The organism is Actinacidiphila sp. bgisy160, from assembly GCF_057707815.1.
Window position 1 is genome coordinate 1 of record NZ_JBYIQW010000035.1, and the last position, 18,428, is coordinate 18,428.

The following is an 18,428-nucleotide window of genomic DNA, read 5'->3' on the forward strand; positions in this document are numbered from 1 at the left end:
GAACCTCCTCGTGCTCGGCCATGGCCAAGTGAGTGACCTGGGTGTCGTGGAGAAGCCGGAACAGGTGCACGTGCGTGTGCAGGCGAGCCAGCGCTTCGCGGATGACCTGGTTCTCCGCGCTCAAGGCGATGAGATTGTGAAAAGCAGCGTCGCGGAGCCCGAAGGCGCCATAGGCCATGAGCCCGGTGCCCCCCTCCAGCTCCGCCATCTCCTCCAGCAGTCGCCGCAGGCCGGCCACCTGCTGCGATGATGCGCGTTCGGCGGATCTGCGCGCCGCTGCCGGCTCCAGGAGCAGGCGGAGCTCAAGCATGTCCTCGAATCGCTGACGGGTGATTTGGGGAGGAATGTGATAGCCGGCATGGGGCACACGCACGACCAGGCCCTCGGCCTCCATGCGGTTCAGAGCGTCTCGGATCGGCGTCTGCGAGACCCCCAGCTCTCGCGCCAGGACGTCGATCGTGACGCGGGAACCAGGCTCGATCCGTAGCGACATCAGCTGTCCGAGCAGCGTGTCGTACACCTCGTCGGCAAGCCGGCCACGAGATCTTCCCGGCGGCGTTCCGCCCGTCATGGCCCCCCGGCCCCGCGCGATCATCGCTTCGTCGTCCATCGTGACGTGAGGTCCCTTCTAGCGTCTTGGCGAACCTGTTGACATCGGTCGCAATGCTGCGGGATGTTGATGCTCCCATTCAGATCGTATAGGAAAGGTGACGGACGCCAGCCCTCCTTCACCCGTCGCGGAACCGCCCGCCATCGCTCCGCTTCGATCAGTTGGAGCTCCTATGAGCATGCTCGACGTCCCACTCGGTTCGCCGCAGGGCCGCACAAGGGCGGAAGGACCTGTCGACTGCTTGAAGCCCCATTACCTCGCGGCGTACTCGTGACGCCGGTCCGCGGGTCAGCCCTTGCGGCAGCCGTCGACCCGCCTGCACACCCCCAGCAACTGCTCGGCGAAGCACGCAGCAAGGCTCCAGAGCTCCCCGCCCAGAAGGCAGGCAAGAAGATGCGGCATCCAGAGCGAATAAGACGACTGTCCGTTTCCGGTCGAACGGCGCAGCTGGCGACGGCGGCCGTATTAGTGGCCGCGACCATGGCGGCTTGCGGGCAGGACGACGGCGCGGATTCGAGCGCGCCCAAGGCGCCGGCGACCATCCCGGAGCTCACCAAGGACCCGCTGACCCTCAGCTTCATCTGGTTCGACTGGCCCCCCGCTCACGCTCTGGAAGCCTTCGCGAACGCGGAGTACACCAAGGAGCGGCCGAACGTGACCATCAAGGTCAACACCGTGCCGAACGCGAACTGGCATGACGCGATGTTCACCCAGTTCGCAGCGCACAAGACCGACTTCGACATCCCGATCCTGGACTCGCAGCACATCGGTGAGGCCGTGACGAACGGCAACATCCTCGACATCACCGACTTCGTCAAGAAGAACATCGACGTCAAGGCCTACAACCCGTACCTCCTGGCGGCCTACGGCCAGTTCCCGCAGGCGGAGACCGGGAAGCGCGACGAGAACGCCAGCCTGTACGGACTGCCGCTGCTCGGCGACACCTGGACGATGATCTACCGCAAGGATCTGATCGGCGACAAGCCACCGCAGACCTGGGACGAGATGATCTCAGTCGCCGAGAAGTGCCAGGCGGACAACCCTGGTGTCAGCGGGCTGGCTTTCCACCAGGCCAACGGCTCCGACGCCGCGGCCGTGACCTACAACACGGTCAACGGCGTCTACGGCGGCAACCTCTGGGACGCCAAGACGCGCAAGATCGAGGGCGTCCTCAACGACGCGGCGGGCCAGGAGGCGATGGACGTCCTGGTCAACAAGATGAAGCCGCTGACCGCCAAGGGCTCCGGCAACTGGTTCATCGACGAGGTGAACGCGGCGGTCGCCCAGGGCAAGGCATGCATCGGGTTCAACTGGATCGCCGCGAGCGGCGGCCTGCTCGACCCGAAGCAGTCGACGCTCGGCACCACGCGGGAGCAGATTCTCGACAAGCTGGGTTTTGCCACCCTGCCGAGGCAGAAGACGAACCTGGTGCCTCTCGGCGGCATGGGGATGCACGTGTCGGCCTACTCCCCCAAAGCGAACCAGGCGGAGGCCCTGAACTTCATGAAGTGGTTCGAGCGGGCTGACATCCAGAAGAAGTGGGCCGCGGCTGGTGGCGTGCCCGCGCGTACGGACGCCCTTCAGTCGCCCGAGTTCCTCAATGCCGGGCCGTTCAACCAGGTGTACGCCGACTCGGTTCCGCGGATGCGGGACATGTGGAACGTGCCCGAGTACGCGCGCCTCGTCGACATCGAGAACACCAACGTGAACGCGGCTCTCAACGGCGCGAAAAAGCCGAAGGATGCGCTCGACGACATCGCCAAGGAGCAGCAGAGCGTGCTCGACTCCGGCAGCCGCAAGGGCGGCGGCGGACTGTGAGTGACCCCACCCCTCTGACGACCGACCACGCCCGGCAGGTGGCGTCCGCGACGCCGCCTGCACCAAGTCGGTCCCGCCGCTTGAGCGACCGCGGGCTCGCCGTGGCCTTCGTCTCCCCGGCGCTGCTGCTGCTGCTCGCCATGTCGGTGTTCCCGTTGCTGTGGGCGTTGTACCTGTCGTTCACCGACTACTCGGCCACTCGCGGGGGGCCGGCCCATTTCATCTGGTTCGAGAACTACACCGCCATCCTGACGTCGGCGCAGGTCCACCTGAGGGCCTTGACGACGTTGATCTACGTGTTCGGCGCGGTCACCCTGCAGACGGTGCTCGGTTTCGCCATCGCCTACCTGATCTCACGGCGCACGCACGGGCGAGGACTGCTGACCACTCTATTCCTGGTTCCGATGATGCTGTCGCCGGTCGTGGTCGGGCTGTTCTGGCGATTCATGCTCGACGCGCAATTCGGCGTGATCAACAGCATGCTCGGCTCGCTCGGCCTGGGGCAGGTGGAGTGGCTCACCCAGCAGCGAACGGCACTGATGTCCCTGATCGTGGTCGACACCTGGCAATGGACGCCGTTCATCATGCTCATCGCACTTGCGGGCCTCACCGCGGTTCCCAAATACCTGTACGAGGCCGCTTCGATCGACCGGGCGTCCGAGTGGTTCCGGTTCCGCACCATCACTCTTCCGCTGGTGTGGCCGCTGCTCCTCATCGCTGTGCTGTTCAGGGCCATCGAGGCCTTCCGGCTGTTCGACCTCGTCTACATCCTCACCAGCGGAGGTCCGGGGGTCTCCACCGAGACGTTGTCGTTCCACGTCTACAAGGTCGCGTTCCTGGGCTTCAACACCGGAACCGCCTCGGCGTACGGGATCCTCATGGTCCTCGTCGTCATCGTCCTCACGCAGCTCTACCTGCGCTACTTGAACAAGCTCAAGGAGGACTGATGGCCGTATCCGTCGACGAGGCCGCGTCCACAGGCCCTGTCCAGGATCACACGCCCCCCGCGCGTCGCCTCCGCGGCCGGGGTCGTTCCGTGCTGGAGGTCGCGCTGCTGACCGTGCTGGCCGTCGTGATGCTCTTTCCGGTGCTGTGGATGATCGAGACGTCCATCAAGGAGAACCGGGACGTCTATGCCATCCCGGCCAAGTTCTTCCACTTCAAGGTCACCATGGGCCATTTCAAGGACGTGTTCGTCGCCCCCGGCGGCGGTCGCTCGGCCTTGTCCGTCTCGTTCCTCAACTCCCTCCTTGTCGCCGGGGCCTCCACGGCGCTGGCCACCGTGCTGGGGGTCCCGGCGGCCTGGGCCTACTCACGCTTCGCCGTGAAGGCCAAGAAGGACCAACTGTTCTTCATCCTGTCCACCCGCTTCATGCCGCCCGTGGTGGTCGTGATCCCGATCTTCCTCATGTACCGCCAAGTCGGCCTCATCGACACCAAGCTCGGCCTGATCCTCATCTACGCCGCGTTCAACGTCCCGTTCACGATCTGGATGATGAAGGGGTTCGTCGACGAGGTGCCCGCAGAGTACGAGGATGCCGCCATGCTCGACGGCTACACCCGCTTGCAGGCGTTCCGGCGATTCACCCTTCCCCTGCTCCTGCCCGGCATCGCCGCGACGGCGGTCTTCGCACTCATCTTCTCGTGGAACGAGTTCGTGTTCGCCATCTTCCTCACCTCCAGCGACGACGTGCGGACGGCCCCGCCTGCCATCGCCGGCCTCATCGGTGGAACCACGGTGGACTGGGGTCTCGTGGCCGCCGCCTCCCTGGTGTTCGCCCTACCGGTGCTCGTCTTCGCCTACCTGGTGCGCAAGCACCTCGTCGCCGGTGTGACGCTCGGGGCGGTGCGACGCTGATGGCGGGCATCGAGGTGACCGCGCTGCACAAGCGCTACCCGGACGGGACGGTCGCAGTTGATCACGTGGACCTGTCCATCGGCGACGGCGAGCTGTTCGTGATGCTCGGCCCTTCGGGCTGCGGCAAGACGACCACGCTGCGAGCCATAGCCGGCCTGGAGCGGCAGACGACGGGCGACATCCGCATCGGCGACACGCTGGTCAACGACCTGCCGCCAGCAGAGCGCGACATCGCCATGGTGTTCCAGTTCTACGCTCTCTACCCGCATCTGAGAACCCGCGACAACCTGGCGTTCCCGCTGCGGGCCGAGGGACTGCCCAAGGCGGAGGTGCGCGAGCGGGTCGACGAGGCCGCCCGGCTGATGCGGCTCGGTCCGCTCCTGGACCGGCGACCGCACCGGCTGTCCGGCGGGGAGCAGCAGCGCGTCGCGCTTGCTCGCGCCCTGGTGCGACGACCGCGCGCCTTCCTCATGGACGAACCCCTCACCAATCTGGACGCGGAGCTGAGGGCGGACATGCGCACGGAGATCAAGCACCTGCAGGGGGGACTGGGGACGACGATGGTCTACGTCACCCACGACCAAGTCGAGGCGATGTCGCTCGGCCACAGAATCGCCATCCTCAACAAGGGCCGCGTCGAGCAGATCGGCACGCCGCTGGAGGTCTACGACCGTCCGGCGAGTCTTTTCTGCGCCGCATTCATCGGCTCCCCGCCGATGAACCTGATCGAGGTGGAGGTGGCCGACGGGAAGCTGCGCAGTCAGGGTGGACTGGTCCTCACGCCACCGCCAGGCCTGCCGCGCGACCGTCGCCTGGTCGCAGGCGTCCGGCCGGAGGCGCTGGAGGTCACGGAACCAGGGGCGGAGCGTTCGGCCCCGGCCCGCGTGGTCTCGGCGGAGTGGCTGGGAGACGAAATCATCTGCGTGATCGACCACGGTGGCCGGCGCGACGTACGGGTTCGGATGCCACCGACTGTCCGTTTCGCCGCTGACGCGCCGGTCGGGCTGCGGCACACCGGCGGGCCCCCGCCGGTCTACGACGTGCGCACGGAAGAGCTGGTGGCCTGATGGGAACCGTGGCAGTGCACGGGCTGTGCAAGTCCTTCGGCAAGGTCCAGGCCCTGGACGGGGTGACGCTGGACGTGCCGGACGGCTCGTTCTTCGTCGTGCTCGGGCCCTCCGGGGCAGGCAAGACGACGACCCTGCGAGCGATCGCCGGCCTTGAGAGGCTTGACGCCGGGTCGGTGCATCTGGACGGGAGGGACGCGACCGGTGACTCCCCGGCCGCACGCGACCTGGCCATGGTCTTCCAGAGCTACGCCCTCTACCCGCGACTCACGGCGTACGAGAACATCGCTTCGCCACTGCGGGCACGCCGCTGTTCTTCGAGCGAGATCGCCGCTGCCGTCGAGCAGATGTCGAGCCTGCTGCACATCGAACGCCTGCTGCAGCGTCGTCCCGCGCAGCTGTCGGGCGGTGAGATGCAGCGTGTCGCGCTGGCGCGGGCGCTGGTCCGTCGCCCGCGCGCGTTTCTCATGGACGAGCCGCTGACGAACCTCGACCTCAAGCTCCGCGTCGAGATGCGCACCGAGCTCACCCGCATCCACCGGAGTCTCGGGGGAACCTTCGTCTATGTGACCAACGACCAGGTCGAGGCCCTGTCCATGGCCGACCAGGTGGCGGTCCTCAAGGAGGGGAAGGTGCAACAGGTCGGAACGCCGACCGAGGTGTACGAGCGACCAGCCAACCAGTGGGTCGCAGGCTTCGTCGGGAGCCCGTCGATCAGCCTCCTCCCCTGCCGCGCCGAGGGGGATCGTCTGGTCGGGGCGGAAGGCTGGACGCTGCCGCGGCCCCGCTGGACCACGGCTGAGGACGGTCGTCCGCTGCTGCTGGGCCTGCGGGCAGAGGACCTGTCCATCGAGCAGCGTGGGGACGCGTCGTTGTCGGGTGAGCTCTACGGCCTTGAGCCGCTCGGTGACCGAACGGTGGTCGACGTCCGAGTGGGGACGGAGATCCTCAAGGTCAAGGCGCGACCCACCGTCACGGGTACGCCGGGCGAACGGCTGCTTGTCACGGTCGACCTGGACCGCGCGCACCTGTTCGATGCGGGCACCGGGCTGGCGCTGTCCGAGGCCGGGAGGTAACCGCGCAGGGCGGCGACGTCACCACGCGCCCGCACGTGGCAATCGAGCCTCGGCGGACCGTCACCGGTGAGCACGGCCTGACGACGCTGAAGCGGCCATGGCCCGAGAAGGCGATCGGTGGCGCGGGGCGTCGCCCTGCAGCCAGGGCCAAGGCCACGTTCGACCCGCTCGGCAACCTCGACCCCGACGAGGTCGTTTGACCCGTTCGTCAACGCGCGTGGCGCGATCGTTGAGGTCAGGCCGGACATCACCAAGAACATCACAGGAGGCGACGCAATGAGTGACCCGATGAACGTCCTGCCCCCCGAGCACCGGCGGCTCCGGATTGGCGACGCCTGGCGCGACGCCGCCAGCGGAGCCACCTTTGCCGTCGAGGATCCGGCCACTGGCAAGACCATCGCCGAGGTGTCGGACGCCGACGTCGTTGACGGGCTCGCCGCTCTGGACGCGGCGAGCAAGGCAATGGCGGAGTGGGCGGCGACACCGCCGCGAAAACGGTCGGAGTTGCTGACCGCGACGTACCGGGCACTGACCGAGCGATCCGAGGAGATCGCCCGGCTGATAACGCTCGAGATGGGCAAGCCGCTCGCCGAGGCTCGGGGAGAGGTGGCTTACGGCGCCGAGTTCTTCCGTTGGTTCGCCGAGGAGGCGGTGCGCGTCGAGGGGCGCTACAACACCGCTCCCGCTGGTGGATATCGCATCCTCACCGTGCCGAAGCCGGTCGGACCGTGCATCTTCGTGACGCCCTGGAACTTTCCGTTGGCCATGGGTGCCCGCAAGATCGCTCCTGCGCTGGCGGCGGGCTGCACGACGATCACCAAGCCGGCAGCCCAGACGCCACTCACCATGCTGTTCCTGGCCCGCATCATGGAGGAGGTCGGCGTTCCCCCGGGCGTCGTCAACGTCGTGACAACCGAGCGTGCCGGCGAGGTGGTCTCAGCACTGCTGGCCGACCGTCGGACCCGCAAGCTTTCGTTCACCGGGTCGACCGAGGTCGGGCGCGTGCTGTTACGACAGGCGGCGGACAACGTGCTGCGCACCTCCATGGAACTGGGCGGCAACGCGGCCTTGATCGTGTGTGCCGACGCGGACCTGGACGTCGCGCTCGAGGGTGCCATGGTGGCCAAGATGCGCAACATCGGGGAGTCCTGCATCGCGGCGAACCGAATCTACGTCGAGGAGCCGGTGCGCGAGGAGTTCACGGCGCGCTTCGCCCAGCGGATGGGCGCGCTCTCGGTGGGCCATGGTCTCGACGACGGCGTGGACGTCGGGGCGTTGATCGACGAGGCCTCGGTCACCAAGATCGACGAGCTCGTCGCCGACGCGGTCAATCGCGGCGCCCGTGTCTTGGTGGGCGGCGAGCGTCCGGATGGGCCGGGCCACTTCTACCCGCCTACTGTCCTGGTCGACGTGCCCGAAGACGCGCGGATACTGCGGACGGAAATCTTCGGCCCGGTGGCGCCGATCATCTCGTTCACGTCCGACGACGAGGTCATGGCGAAGGCCAACGACACCGAGCACGGCCTGGCCGGATACGTCTTCACCCGTGACCTCCAGCGGGCGCTCCGGTTCACCGAGGGGTTGGAGACGGGGATGGTCGGCATCAACCGTGGTCTGATCTCGGACCCGTCAGCTCCGTTCGGAGGCGTGAAGCAGTCCGGGATCGGCAAGGAGGGGTCGCACGAGGGCATCCTTGAGTACCTCGACGTCACCTACGCGGCGATCGACCTACCGTGACCGGTTTGCTGCTCCGGGTGCCCGCCGAGGATCACCGCGCCCTGTGCACACATGACCTGACCGGCCTCCACCCGTGGGGCGGGACCCGGGCCATGGCCGGCACGAATCCGCCGGCACCCGGGGACGCCGTCGACTCCGCCGGTGTGCGCGCCACAGACGCGGCCGCGGCGGTGGATGGGGCGATCAGCCCTTTCGGCGGTCCCAAAGGCTACGCCCTCGGGCTCATGATCGACGTGCTGGTCGCGACCTTGACTCGTACCGCCCTTGGCGACGATGTCCGCGGGACCCTCGACCCGACTGACCCGCCCACCAGGGGCGACGTCTTCATCGCGATGGACCCGAGGGCGCCCGGGCACGACCGAGTCCGGGAGCCCGGCGCGCGCCTGCGCCACCCGGAAGCCGACGCCGTCCCGGTCTCGCAGGTGAACTGGACGTCCGCCCAGCACATCACCGCCGACGTTCCAGAGAGGCACTGACATGCTTGAGACCGTCCGCGGACCACGCCAGCTGATAGTGGGCGAAGGGGTCGCGCAGAACATCCCACGAGTGGTGGCCGAGTGTGGCTCGCGAGTCCTCATCGTGACCGACCGGGTTCTTCTGGGGCAGCCGGGCGTGGCCGAGATCGTGGCCGCCGTGCGGGAGAAGGTCGAAGTCGTCGGGGTGTTTGCCGACGCCACTCCGGACGTGCCACTCGCCGATGTCGCCCTGGCCGTCTCGGTCGCCGCAGAGGTGCACGCCGACGTCATCCTCGCCATCGGGGGTGGCACGGTGATCGACCTCGCCAAAATCGTCGGCGTCATCCGGCGCCACGGTGGGACGCCGCGCGACTTCTACGGCGAGTCGAAGGTGCCGGGGCCGACGATTCCTCTCGTCGCGGTCCCGACGACGTCAGGCACCGGCTCCGAGCTCACGCCCGTCTCGGTGTTGACCGACCCGGACCGCGAGCTGAAGGTGGGGGTCTCCAGCGTCCACATCGTGCCCGACTTCGCCATCGTCGACCCCGAGCTCACCTACACCTGCCCTGCGACCGTCACTGCCCACTCCGGCATCGACGCGTTTTGTCACGCGGTGGAGAGCTACACCGCGCGACCCCGGGCCCACGGACCGCGCGACCCTGTGGAGCAGGTCTTCCTCGGCCGCAACCCGATCACCGATCACTACGCGCTCCTGGCCGCGAAGCGGATCGCCCGCAGCTTGCCCCTTGTCGTCAGGGACGGAGGCGACAAGGACGCGCGCGCGGACATGTCCTATGGATCCATGCTGGCCGGGCTCGCATTTTCCCACGCAGGCAACGCGGCTCCGCACGCCCTCCAGTACCCCATCGGCGCAGCCACCCACACACCGCACGGCCTGGGCGTCGGGCTGCTGCTGCCCTACGCGCTGGACGCGGCCAGGGATGCCATCAGCGACCGGTTGACCATCCTCGCCGGGGTGTGCGGGCTCGACGTGACCGACGCCTCGGATGCCGAGGCCGCAGATACGTTCCTCACCTGGCTCGACGGGCTCCTAGCCGACATCGGCATCCCTGCCACCTTGGCGGACATCGGCGTGGCACGCGCCGACCTCCCGCGCTTCGCGGAGATGGCCAGTGGCGTCACCCGCTTGATCCAGAACCATCCAGGCCCGACCGACACCGCCAGTCTGACCGCGATCCTCGACGCGGCCTGGATCGGGGACCGGACCCGACACGTCCTGACTCCGGAGCAGAGATAGTGACGGGCCTTTCACATGACGACGGGTTCCCTGCCCCACCCTGGGTATCGGAATTGTCGGCTACGACTTAGTACTCCAGCAGTACTTCGTGGCTTGACCTGGGGAAACGTCGAGTGGTGGGAGTGTAGCGGGCAGGATGCCGTCACGGACGGCTTCTGCCCGCTCACCCCTCGAAGGAGTGCCCACGACGGCAAAGTAGTCCCGGGCCGGGGAAGCCTCGCGTCGTGATCACCGAACAGGCAGCCGAGACCTGGGACCGCGACCTGGACCACCTTTTCACCACCATCGGGCACCACTTCAGCAGCCTCGAACCACGCCGCCGCATGCGGGACTACGTACGCGGACTGTTCGCCCCGGTGGCCCGCAAGAACAGCTGGCAGCTCGCCGAACACGTCGGCCACGCCACCCCCGACGGACTGCAGCACCTGCTCTCCCGAGCCCACTGGACCCCGACAATATCCGCGACGACCTGCAGACCTACATCGCCGAACACCTCGGCCGTCCCCACGGGGTACTGATCATCGACGACACCGGCTTCCTGAAGAAGGGCACCACCTCCGCCGGAGTTCAAAGGCAGTACTCCGGAACCGCCGGCCGGACCGAGAACTGCCGGATCGGCGTCTTCGCCGCCTACGCCAGCCCGCTGGCCGCGCTCTGGTGGACCGCGAGCTCTACCTGCCCAAGTCCTGGACCGACGACCGCGACCGCTGCCGCGGCGCCAAGGTCCCCGACCAGCGGGAGTTCGCCACCAAGAACACCCTTGCGGCAACGATCGTCCGCAGGGCGCTGGCCTCGCCGCTGCCGATCGCCTGGTCACCGCGGACGCGCTTACGGATCGGGTATGCCGCAGAACGCGGCGAGGTGGACTTGTCGCTGGTCAGCGTGGACTCTGCTACCTCCCGCGCTCACCACCACGCCGCCGGGATGGTTCTGGACGAGGAGCAGTTGAAAGCTCTGGTGGAGGCCGCCGAGTCCGAAAAGGGGGCGGGAAGAAGGGACAAGAGCCGCAAGACGAACAGGACGGAGACCCGGAACGAGCCGAGCGGCGGCGGCTGCGGCGACGCCGCCGGGCGCGTTTGAAGGCTGCTGACCTGGGTCGTTCCCAGGGTGGGCGGACCAGCAAAGTGCACTTGTCAGCCGACCGGCGCTGTCGTCCGCTGTCGTTCGTCCTCACTCCCGGCCAGGCCGGTGACAGTCCGCAGTTCGCGCGGGTCGTGGACAAGATCAAGGTCCGTGGCAGGAGGGGCCGGCCCCGCACCCGCCCGGACGCGGTCGCCGGCGACAAGGCGTACTCCTCCCGCAGCAATCGCACCTACCTGCACAAACGCAAAATCCGGGCGGTGATCCCGGAGAAGGCGGACCAAGCGGCCAACCGTAAGAAGAAGGGCTCGCGCGGAGGCCGCCCCGTCAGCCACGGGTCGTGTCCCCTGCCGTGACACGAGAAGGGACGCCATCCCGCGATGGCGGTGTTCGAGCGTCTCGGACTGGAGCGGGCCCGGGTGCTCAGAGTCTCGGTCCGCCCCCAGGGCTGATGCGTTCTCGGGTCGTGAGATGAGAGCCCCGACCTGTCTTGATCCACTCGTGGTTCCCCATGTGGTGTCCTGCTATGCCGACGCCAAGTAGGCTGCGCCAGGCGATCGGCAATCAACTTCGGGTGGGGCCTTGTCGAAGCCAGCAAGAGTGCTGTGGGAAGGGACCTACTGGGGTTTCCGCGGGGGCAACCTGAAATTTGCCGGGCCCGTGAGCCATCCGGCGCTGCTGGAGCTGAAGACCAGCCTTCTCGGCTATGTCATCGTCTCTGGCATGGAGGTGACCGGGGACGGTTTCAGGGAGGGACCGTACCTCGCATCGTTGATCGGGCCGAGGCCGAGCAGACTACTGATCCCACCGCAAGTCCACGGCTTGTGGATCAAGAGGGGTTCCTACAGAACGAACGGCATCATGCTCAAGTGCCGTGCCCGGGTTCTCCCGATCGAGGCTGCACGGCCCCTCGTGGGCGAGGTGCGAGGGTCTTCGGAGGACGTGCTTGCCCACTCCGGGGAGCGGCGGCGGGTCACCCTGGAGTGGCACGATGGGCCAGGCCGGCTGCTGTTCAGAAACCTGGACGGCACTGGCGAGCAGGTGCTCAACGCGCAGGACGGACGCTATCGCGGCAAGGTCACGCTGCCCGGACGCCCCGGCCTGGCCATCGTTGACTGTCCCGGCCGCTGGTCCATCGGCTGAGCCAGCCCCCCGCGTTCGAGAACGGCGTCAGCCCGATTGTCAGGACCGATGTGTTCTCAGCAGGTGATCTCGAGGAGCGCGGTGGCGTGCTCGGGGTGTGACCGGTAGTGGTCGGCTGCGGCAGCGATGTTGGCCCAGCCGGCCTGACGCATCAGCCCGATGGCGAGGTTGCGCAGGGTGGCCATGGCGCGGGGCGCGCTACCGGTGCGGATCTTGGAGGCATCCTCGGCGAACGTCACGTCTCGCACGTGGTGCAGGGCCTCCACGGACCAGTGGTCCTGGACGAGTTGGGCCAGGTATGAGGGGCCGGCCTGGTCGGGAGCGAGGCTGGTGACAACGTAGACGGTCTTGTGCTGGATCTTGCCTCTCTTCTTGTGGACACGGCGTCGCTTGATCTCGATGGCCTGGACCGCGTGCGGGAACAGCAGGCCGGCCTGGACCGTGCACACCTTCAGACGCCGCACCTGGCGGCGTCCGTGCCCGGCGGTGCGGGTGCGGTCCAGCAGCGGTATCTGCTTCCAGGGCAGGCGGCGAAGCTGCCGCTGCAGCTTCTTCTGGTTGCCCTTGGCCACCAAAACGTAGTGCCCGCCCGCAGCGACGATTTCCTTCGCGGTCTTGCGCTGGGTATGCATGGCATCGGCAGTCACCACCACGCCGCGCAGGTCGAGGCGGGCCAGCAACGAGGCGAAGGCCGGGATCTCGTTGCTCTTGGCCGCCACCTGGCGCTGGGCGACGACGGTCTGGGACTCGTGCAGGGCGGCGGCCAGCAGGTGCACCGTGACCTCGTCGGTGCGCGAGCCACGCACGCTCTTGCCGTCCACGGCCAATCCGACCAGGACGCCGTCCTCCCGGACTGGATCGGCAGCGTGACGGGCGAGCCAGGCGCCGACGGCGTCGTCCAGCGCGTCGCCATCGATCCGGGCCAGCAGCCGGCCGAGCGTCGAAGCGTCGGGGGTGGCGTGCTGAAGGCCGAGCTCGGCGCGAACTTCCTCGCTGGCGGTGGTGGCATACCGGGCGATCTGGGCGAGCGATCGGGCTCCACCGAGCACCGCCACGAGACACAGGGCCAGCAGCGTGCCGATGAGGTAGCGGCGTCCGCGTGCCCGGCGCGGATCGGGAACCGCGGCCAGCACCTCGGCCAGCGCGGCCAGATCACGTGGTTCGACGGACGAGCAGGGAACAGTGGCGTCCTCGCAGTGGCGCGCGAGGACGTTGATCACGGAAGATGGCACGCGGACGCGACTCCAGGTCGATCTTCGGTCTCAGCAACCTTGATCATCTGGTGTCACGTCTCTTGCTTCCACTCCGACAAGCGGCTCATCTGGCACCAAGTCCGATGAACCACCTCGTCCCGCCAGTTGAGAACGCATCAGCCCTGGGTCCGCCCCGAGCACCTGAAGGACGCGGCAGGCGCACCGCAGCAGCCCAGCCTCAACGCCGCCCGGGAGAACAGCCGGCGCCTGGACCCGGTCGTCGACCGGGTCCATGCCCGCTTCGGCCCGGGCACCGTCACCCGGGGCACGCTCGCCCACCGCCGCCACAGCGCCTGATGGCGTCTCGGCTCACTCCACGGCCGCGGGGCACGGCCCGTCACCGCCCCCCAACCGCCACGGCCGCCGAACGGGCCCGGCTGCTACGCCGGGCCGCCCTCATGGACCGCATCGCCCTGAACGACCCCCGCCCCGGCCCCCTCCCAGCAGCCGCAGAAACCGCCGGACAACTCCTCCTGCACGACCGCCGCCATCCCGACCTCGTGGCCGGCCCGCACCACCCCGACGCGACCACGCCCGCCCCCAGCCGCCGCTTCTACGTCCGCCAGGAGTAAGCCGCCTGGACGGCCGCCGGACGCCCCGGAACCTGAATCGACATCGCCCCGACCAGAAGAAGGAAACATGACCCGCAACGACATCGACACCCCGCACGCCCCCGCAGCAACCGGCCGGCACCACTCGCCTGGACTCCCACGCCCGACCGCCACACGTGAACAACGCGCCAGCCGGCAACAGGAACACTCACGCCAGGAAAAGCCGACGAACGCACCATGGCCGAACACACAGACCCACCGGCCGTTCCCGATGCCCGAACGCGGCTCCTCCCAGGTGCAGCAGCCGGCCCTCCATCCGGCCCAAACACCCCCGCACACCCCCCGAGCCGGACAGCCGGCGCACGTGGCCATGCCGGTCACAGGCGGCGAACCGCACCCCGCCACAAGCCCGTTGCCGGCCCGGCTCCGTGCGGTTGCTGCGGCGACGGGCGACGAATTCACCTGCGAGGCCCGGCCTGACGACGCCGTGGGAATCTCCCGACGGCGCAGCCGGACACCGGTGAAACCACGGTCCCAGGTGCACCGGGAGACCTCCTCCCAGGCGCCCGCCCACGAGACCGCGAGCGCGGGCACGGACACCGGCCTGCCCGGTCACCTCCCGCGGATCGCCTTCTGCGACGACGAGTGCCGGCAGTCCCTCGGTGCAGAGCCCTGCCGGGTCGTGGACATCGACCGCGTCCAGCAGCGTGACGTCCCGGCCGAGCGCGGCCGGGACGCGGAACGGGAACTCTTCGCCCCATCGGCGGACGGGCAACCGTGCCGGACGCACCCGCCCGCGGGAACACGCCGTCGTCCGCGGCCGAAGGCGTGTGCCTCCCGCGGCGTCGACCTTCCGCAAGACCCGGTCGCGAGCAGGACGCCTCTTCGAGCAGCGACCGGCGCTCTGCGCACGCCCGCGGAGCGCCGGGGCCATACCCGGGGCAGCAAGACACGATGCGCCGCGGGCGCCCCCGTTCCCACCGCCGCCTCGCAGGAACAAGCGGCACGGATCGCAGAGGCAGGCATGAAAGCCGACGCGTCCGAAGGGATGGTGTGACGATGTTCCGCAATGCGCTGGAGCCCTGGCACCTGCTGATCCTGGTCGCGGTGCTGGTCTTGATCTTCGGCTCGAAGAAACTACCCGACACCGCCCGGGCGCTGGGCAAGTCCATGCGGATCCTCAAGAGCGAGACCAAGGCCGTGCACGACGACGGCGCCTCAAACGAGCCACACCCCGAGCCCGAGCCCGAGCCCGCACCGGGACCGGGGACGCTCCCGAAGACACCGCCATCGCCCGCACCGCGCCCGCGGACAACACGACCGGCCACTGAGACCGAGTCCGGTCGTGCGCGCCCTTGGCTCATCCCCGCACGAGACGCTGCCCGAAGCCTTGCCGGCCGGCTCACCTCGCGCTGCCGGGCGCCCACACCGCTGTCTGCGAAATCGGCCGGCGTCCGGGCCGGAGCAGCGTTGCTTCCCGGCTCGAGCCCGGCGCACGACAGTGGACGGTCAAAGGACCCTGGTGAGCCGCCCGCCCTCGGGCCAGGCAGGGCAGATCAGACCACGGGAAGCGGTGCCGATCCGGACCAACTGCTCCCGTATCCGTCGCCATCTGCTCAGGTGGCGCCGCACTCCATCAGCGGCCACGATCGGGCGGGTACCGGGAGCCATCGACGGCGCTGCCCTGGACCGGGCGTCGGCGCCGATCTGGCCGACCGACGCCGCGCCACCGGGCCCGCCGTGACGTCCTCCGCCTCGGATGATCGGATCGGTTCGGAACGGTCGGGTGCGGCTGGGGCGGCAGCTGCCAGGGTTGCATCGAAAGGGAGGCCTCGTGATCTCGGCACTCAACCAGCTCGTCGATCTTGTCGAGGAGCACCTCGCGGAGGAACCTGACGTCCGCGGGCTGGCAGCGGCGCTCGGCACGACCGAGTACCACTTGCGCCGGATGTTCTCGTCGCTGGCAGGCATGCCGCTGTCGGAGTACGTACGCCGGCGGCGCATGACCGTTGCCGCCGCCGATGTCGTCCGGGGCGAGGGCGATCTGCTGAGTATCGCCGTCCGGCACGGATACGGCTCAAGTGAGGCATTCGGACGCGCGTTCCGGGCGGTCCACGGCGCCGGTCCCGGTGACGTGCGGCGTGATGGAGGCCCCTTGCACACACAACCGCAGCTCAGGTTCCGCCTGACTGTCGAAGGGAGCAACCCGATGGACACCCGCCTCATCGACCGACCCGCGTTCCGGCTCGTCGGACACGCGGCCCGGGTACCGCTCATTTACCAGGGCGTCAATCCCCACATCCAGCGGCACATCGCCGCACTGCCGCATGAGGAGCACCTGCGGCTGAAGGCCCTCGGCGACACCGAACCGGAAGGCCTGCTGCAGGTCTCCGACGACCTCGACCCCGACGGCGGGGAGGGCCGCGAACTGACCTACCTGCACGGAGTGGCCCTCGCCCACGACACGGCGGCCCCGGACGACCTCGACACCATCGAGGTGCCGGCTGGGAGGTGGGCGGTCTTCCGTACCAGCGGACCGCATCCGCAGGCCCTGCAGACGACCTGGGCGGCGACCGCGACCGAGTGGTTCCCTTCCAACCCGTGGCGGCTGCGGCCGGGTCCCTCGATCGTCGCCGTCCTCGAGCGCGCGGATGACTTCAGCACCGCGACCTGCGAACTGTGGCTGCCTGTCGAACCGGCGTGACGCACCATCGAACGCGGCCGAGGGCTTCGGTTGGCGGATGCCGCCAACCGAAGCCCTCCGTCACATCCGGCTCCGCCTGGTGCGGACCTGGACGATCCAGCGCGAGAGCCCGTCAGTGTCTGCCGAACCCGGGCTGTCCCGCGACCGCACTGGCGGTGTGCGTGCGGGAGCACCCTGTCCCGGCCCGGCCTCAGGGACGATGGGGTCATGGATCCGCTGCTGCGCCAACTACCGCCCGCCTTCTGGAGCGTTCGGTACGTGGGCTCCCGGTTTCCGGGGTCGTCGGAGGTCGCCGGCCTTCCCAGCCTTGAGGAGGGTGCGAACTGCCAGTTGTTCGCCTACGAGGTGCTTCGGCACTTCGGCCTGGCTCCGCCCGGTCTGCGTTCGAGTGAACTGTGGGCCGATACGCAGGCCACAGCTCGTGTATCGGTTGCGCAGCCGCTTGACCTGGTGTTGTTCAACGCCACCGATGATGCTTATGGCGCCCACGTAGGAGTCTGGGTGAACGAGAGACGGGTGCTGCATCTTTGTGCAGAGATAGGGCGCCCGGTGGTTTGGGAGATGACAGAGTTTGCGCAACGGCAGCGTTACCAGGTTTTGGTCGGCATCAAGCGTGTGGTCGACAGGACGGAGGACATTGTCGGCTGACTCGACAGGCCGGGGGGAGGCGTAGCGTCCTGAGGCCCCGACGGGCGGGCGTGCTGAGGGCTGCCTCGTAGCAGCCGGCCACGGGTTGAGATGATCTCGTAGTGGCTGTTGTGATCAGGGCGTCACAGCCGTCCTGCCGGCCGTGGAGTCCGCCCCGGGAGGACCGCGTCCTGCTGATCACGGCCCTGGGGGCACTTGGGATCAGGTGCGGCGGGCGGCCCAGACGGTGCGCTCGGTGCGCACCGCCAGGTCGTCGCGGCGCAGGATGCTGTGCGGGCTGGCGGTGTCGAGGAGCCGGTCGAGGGCGGTGACGTCCTCTGGGGAGAGCTCGGTGGCGGCGGCGCTGCGGATGCGTTGCAGGCCGCCGAGGGCGTAGCGGCCGACCGCTTCGCTGCGGGAGCCCTCGACCTTCACGGCGATGGTGCGTTCGCCCTCGACCGTGAAGCCGGCGGCGGTCAGCAGCGGGCCCCAATCGGCGCCGCGGTGGGGCCTTTGCTCGGCCTGGAAGCGGTCGGTCGCAGCATGGCAGCGCTCTTCCAGGCCAGGCCGGTCCTCGGGGGCACTCTCGGGCAGGAAGCGGGGGAAGCCGGCCAGTTCGACGACGGCGAACAGGCCGCCGGGGGTGAGCGCGGCGTGGACGTTGCGCAGTGCGCGATCGGGGTGGGCCATGTGGTGCATCGAGGCCGACGCCCACACCAGATCCGGTGAGCCGAGGTCGGGCCAGGCGGAGTCGTCGAGGTCGGCCTGCACGATACGCACGCGCTCCTCCAGGCCACGGGCGCATGCCTTTGCGTGAAGGTGCTGGAGGTATCCGGCGGATGTGTCCACGGCGGTGACGTGCGCGTCGGGAAAGCGGTCGAGGAGGGCAAAGGTGCCAGCGCCCGTTCCACAGCCCAGATCCACGATCTGACGCGGGCCGGTTTTCAGCGGCAGCCATGCGGTGATGGAGGCTATGTGCTCGGCGAGGACCTCGGCGTCCAGGTCGAGGATCTCCGCCAGGCCGTCTTCGTCGTGCTGCTGGTGGCGGCCGTGCTGAGCGCTGTGGTGGAGGGCGTGCGCGTGTGCTTGCTTCATGCCTCTACGGTAGGACAGTCATGCGTCTGTGGCATGACTGCTCCCTGTTTACGCAAGGAGATGGCCCGATGCGCTGCCCGACGCGCAAGATGCCGC

18 protein-coding genes and 2 pseudogenes are annotated in these 18,428 nt (G+C 68.6%); 17 read left to right on the forward strand and 3 right to left on the reverse strand.

Annotated elements, in window-relative coordinates:
- Window positions 1-610 (reverse strand): GntR family transcriptional regulator (locus AC3EUJ_RS24645; RefSeq protein ID WP_431964858.1); only part of this gene is annotated, 610 nt, incomplete at its 3' end.
- A gap of 393 nt (window positions 611-1,003) precedes the next feature.
- On the opposite strand from AC3EUJ_RS24645, the gene AC3EUJ_RS24650 reads away from it, so the two are divergent.
- From AC3EUJ_RS24650 to AC3EUJ_RS24705, 12 genes and pseudogenes are all read left to right on the forward strand, one after another.
- Entirely contained in the window at window positions 1,004-2,428 is a 1,425-nt protein-coding gene (locus tag AC3EUJ_RS24650) for an extracellular solute-binding protein (protein WP_488180966.1), read from the forward strand.
- Between the two features lie 80 nt (window positions 2,429-2,508).
- On the forward strand, window positions 2,509-3,375 hold the full coding sequence (locus AC3EUJ_RS24655; protein ID WP_431964862.1) for a carbohydrate ABC transporter permease: 867 nt from the start codon (window positions 2,509-2,511) through the stop codon (window positions 3,373-3,375).
- Window positions 3,375-4,286, forward strand: coding sequence for a carbohydrate ABC transporter permease (locus AC3EUJ_RS24660; protein ID WP_431964864.1), 912 nt, complete (start codon window positions 3,375-3,377; stop codon window positions 4,284-4,286). Before AC3EUJ_RS24655 ends, AC3EUJ_RS24660 begins: the two co-directional genes overlap by 1 nt.
- On the forward strand, window positions 4,286-5,353 hold the full coding sequence (locus AC3EUJ_RS24665; protein WP_431964866.1) for an ABC transporter ATP-binding protein: 1,068 nt from the start codon (window positions 4,286-4,288) through the stop codon (window positions 5,351-5,353). Before AC3EUJ_RS24660 ends, AC3EUJ_RS24665 begins: the two co-directional genes overlap by 1 nt.
- On the forward strand, window positions 5,353-6,429 hold the full coding sequence (locus AC3EUJ_RS24670; protein WP_431964868.1) for an ABC transporter ATP-binding protein: 1,077 nt from the start codon (window positions 5,353-5,355) through the stop codon (window positions 6,427-6,429). Before AC3EUJ_RS24665 ends, AC3EUJ_RS24670 begins: the two co-directional genes overlap by 1 nt.
- A gap of 35 nt (window positions 6,430-6,464) precedes the next feature.
- Entirely contained in the window at window positions 6,465-6,629 is a 165-nt protein-coding gene (locus tag AC3EUJ_RS24675; RefSeq protein WP_431964870.1) for an FAD-linked oxidase C-terminal domain-containing protein, read from the forward strand.
- A 76-nt stretch (window positions 6,630-6,705) separates the two neighbouring features.
- On the forward strand, window positions 6,706-8,166 hold the full coding sequence (locus AC3EUJ_RS24680; RefSeq protein WP_431964872.1) for an NAD-dependent succinate-semialdehyde dehydrogenase: 1,461 nt from the start codon (window positions 6,706-6,708) through the stop codon (window positions 8,164-8,166).
- Window positions 8,163-8,642: an Ldh family oxidoreductase gene (locus tag AC3EUJ_RS24685; protein WP_431964874.1), complete on the forward strand. Its 480-nt coding sequence runs from the start codon at window positions 8,163-8,165 to the stop codon at window positions 8,640-8,642. The genes AC3EUJ_RS24680 and AC3EUJ_RS24685 overlap by 4 nt, the downstream gene beginning before the upstream one ends.
- A gap of 1 nt (window position 8,643) precedes the next feature.
- A complete protein-coding gene (locus AC3EUJ_RS24690) occupies window positions 8,644-9,879 on the forward strand; it encodes an iron-containing alcohol dehydrogenase (RefSeq protein ID WP_431964876.1) in 1,236 nt (411 codons plus the stop codon).
- A 263-nt stretch (window positions 9,880-10,142) separates the two neighbouring features.
- Window positions 10,143-10,692, forward strand: a pseudogene (locus AC3EUJ_RS24695) (IS701 family transposase); the annotation flags it as partial.
- A gap of 21 nt (window positions 10,693-10,713) precedes the next feature.
- Window positions 10,714-11,294: pseudogene (locus tag AC3EUJ_RS24700) on the forward strand (transposase); the annotation flags it as partial.
- Window positions 11,295-11,541: 247 nt separating this feature from the next.
- Window positions 11,542-12,102: a hypothetical protein gene (locus tag AC3EUJ_RS24705; RefSeq protein ID WP_431964878.1), complete on the forward strand. Its 561-nt coding sequence runs from the start codon at window positions 11,542-11,544 to the stop codon at window positions 12,100-12,102.
- Between the two features lie 56 nt (window positions 12,103-12,158).
- Here the strand turns inward: AC3EUJ_RS24705 and AC3EUJ_RS24710 are convergent, their stop codons facing one another.
- Complete coding sequence (locus tag AC3EUJ_RS24710; RefSeq protein WP_431964880.1) at window positions 12,159-13,334, reverse strand: ISAs1 family transposase; 1,176 nt, start codon at window positions 13,332-13,334, stop codon at window positions 12,159-12,161.
- Window positions 13,335-13,460: 126 nt separating this feature from the next.
- Here AC3EUJ_RS24710 and AC3EUJ_RS24715 point away from each other — a divergent pair, with 126 nt between their 5' ends.
- The 5 genes from AC3EUJ_RS24715 (at window position 13,461) to AC3EUJ_RS24735 (ending at window position 17,258) form a co-directional block, all read left to right on the forward strand.
- Complete coding sequence (locus AC3EUJ_RS24715) at window positions 13,461-13,652, forward strand: hypothetical protein (RefSeq protein WP_431964882.1); 192 nt, start codon at window positions 13,461-13,463, stop codon at window positions 13,650-13,652.
- Window positions 13,653-13,753: 101 nt separating this feature from the next.
- Window positions 13,754-13,927 carry a hypothetical protein gene (locus tag AC3EUJ_RS24720; RefSeq protein WP_431964884.1) on the forward strand — a complete coding sequence of 58 codons (174 nt, stop codon included), beginning with the start codon at window positions 13,754-13,756 and terminating at the stop codon, window positions 13,925-13,927.
- Window positions 13,928-14,965: 1,038 nt separating this feature from the next.
- Window positions 14,966-15,802, forward strand: a complete 837-nt coding sequence (tatA, locus tag AC3EUJ_RS24725) for a Sec-independent protein translocase subunit TatA (protein ID WP_431964990.1) — start codon at window positions 14,966-14,968, stop codon at window positions 15,800-15,802.
- On the forward strand, window positions 15,741-16,610 hold the full coding sequence (locus AC3EUJ_RS24730) for an AraC family transcriptional regulator (RefSeq protein WP_431964886.1): 870 nt from the start codon (window positions 15,741-15,743) through the stop codon (window positions 16,608-16,610). The genes tatA and AC3EUJ_RS24730 overlap by 62 nt, the downstream gene beginning before the upstream one ends.
- Window positions 16,611-16,817: 207 nt before the next feature.
- Window positions 16,818-17,258 carry an NlpC/P60 family protein gene (locus tag AC3EUJ_RS24735; RefSeq protein WP_431964888.1) on the forward strand — a complete coding sequence of 147 codons (441 nt, stop codon included), beginning with the start codon at window positions 16,818-16,820 and terminating at the stop codon, window positions 17,256-17,258.
- 201 nt (window positions 17,259-17,459) lie between these two features.
- Here the strand turns inward: AC3EUJ_RS24735 and AC3EUJ_RS24740 are convergent, their stop codons facing one another.
- Window positions 17,460-18,332 (reverse strand): class I SAM-dependent methyltransferase, encoded by an 873-nt coding sequence (locus AC3EUJ_RS24740; protein ID WP_431964890.1) that lies wholly within the window; start codon window positions 18,330-18,332, stop codon window positions 17,460-17,462.
- Window positions 18,333-18,428: the final 96 nt, after the last annotated feature.

Bases quoted from the DNA above. Each gene is read 5' to 3' on its own strand.
- AC3EUJ_RS24735 (WP_431964888.1), top strand. From the start codon at position 16,818: ATGGATCCGCTGCTGCGCCAACTACCGCCCGCCTTCTGGAGCGTTCGG.
- AC3EUJ_RS24650 (WP_488180966.1), top strand. From the start codon at position 1,004: ATGCGGCATCCAGAGCGAATAAGACGACTGTCCGTTTCCGGTCGAACG.
- AC3EUJ_RS24680 (WP_431964872.1), top strand. From the start codon at position 6,706: ATGAGTGACCCGATGAACGTCCTGCCCCCCGAGCACCGGCGGCTCCGG.
- AC3EUJ_RS24670 (WP_431964868.1), top strand. From the start codon at position 5,353: ATGGGAACCGTGGCAGTGCACGGGCTGTGCAAGTCCTTCGGCAAGGTC.
- AC3EUJ_RS24720 (WP_431964884.1), top strand. From the start codon at position 13,754: ATGGACCGCATCGCCCTGAACGACCCCCGCCCCGGCCCCCTCCCAGCA.
- AC3EUJ_RS24740 (WP_431964890.1), bottom strand. From the start codon at position 18,332: ATGAAGCAAGCACACGCGCACGCCCTCCACCACAGCGCTCAGCACGGC.
- AC3EUJ_RS24690 (WP_431964876.1), top strand. From the start codon at position 8,644: ATGCTTGAGACCGTCCGCGGACCACGCCAGCTGATAGTGGGCGAAGGG.
- tatA (WP_431964990.1), top strand. From the start codon at position 14,966: ATGTTCCGCAATGCGCTGGAGCCCTGGCACCTGCTGATCCTGGTCGCG.
- AC3EUJ_RS24660 (WP_431964864.1), top strand. From the start codon at position 3,375: ATGGCCGTATCCGTCGACGAGGCCGCGTCCACAGGCCCTGTCCAGGAT.
- AC3EUJ_RS24665 (WP_431964866.1), top strand. From the start codon at position 4,286: ATGGCGGGCATCGAGGTGACCGCGCTGCACAAGCGCTACCCGGACGGG.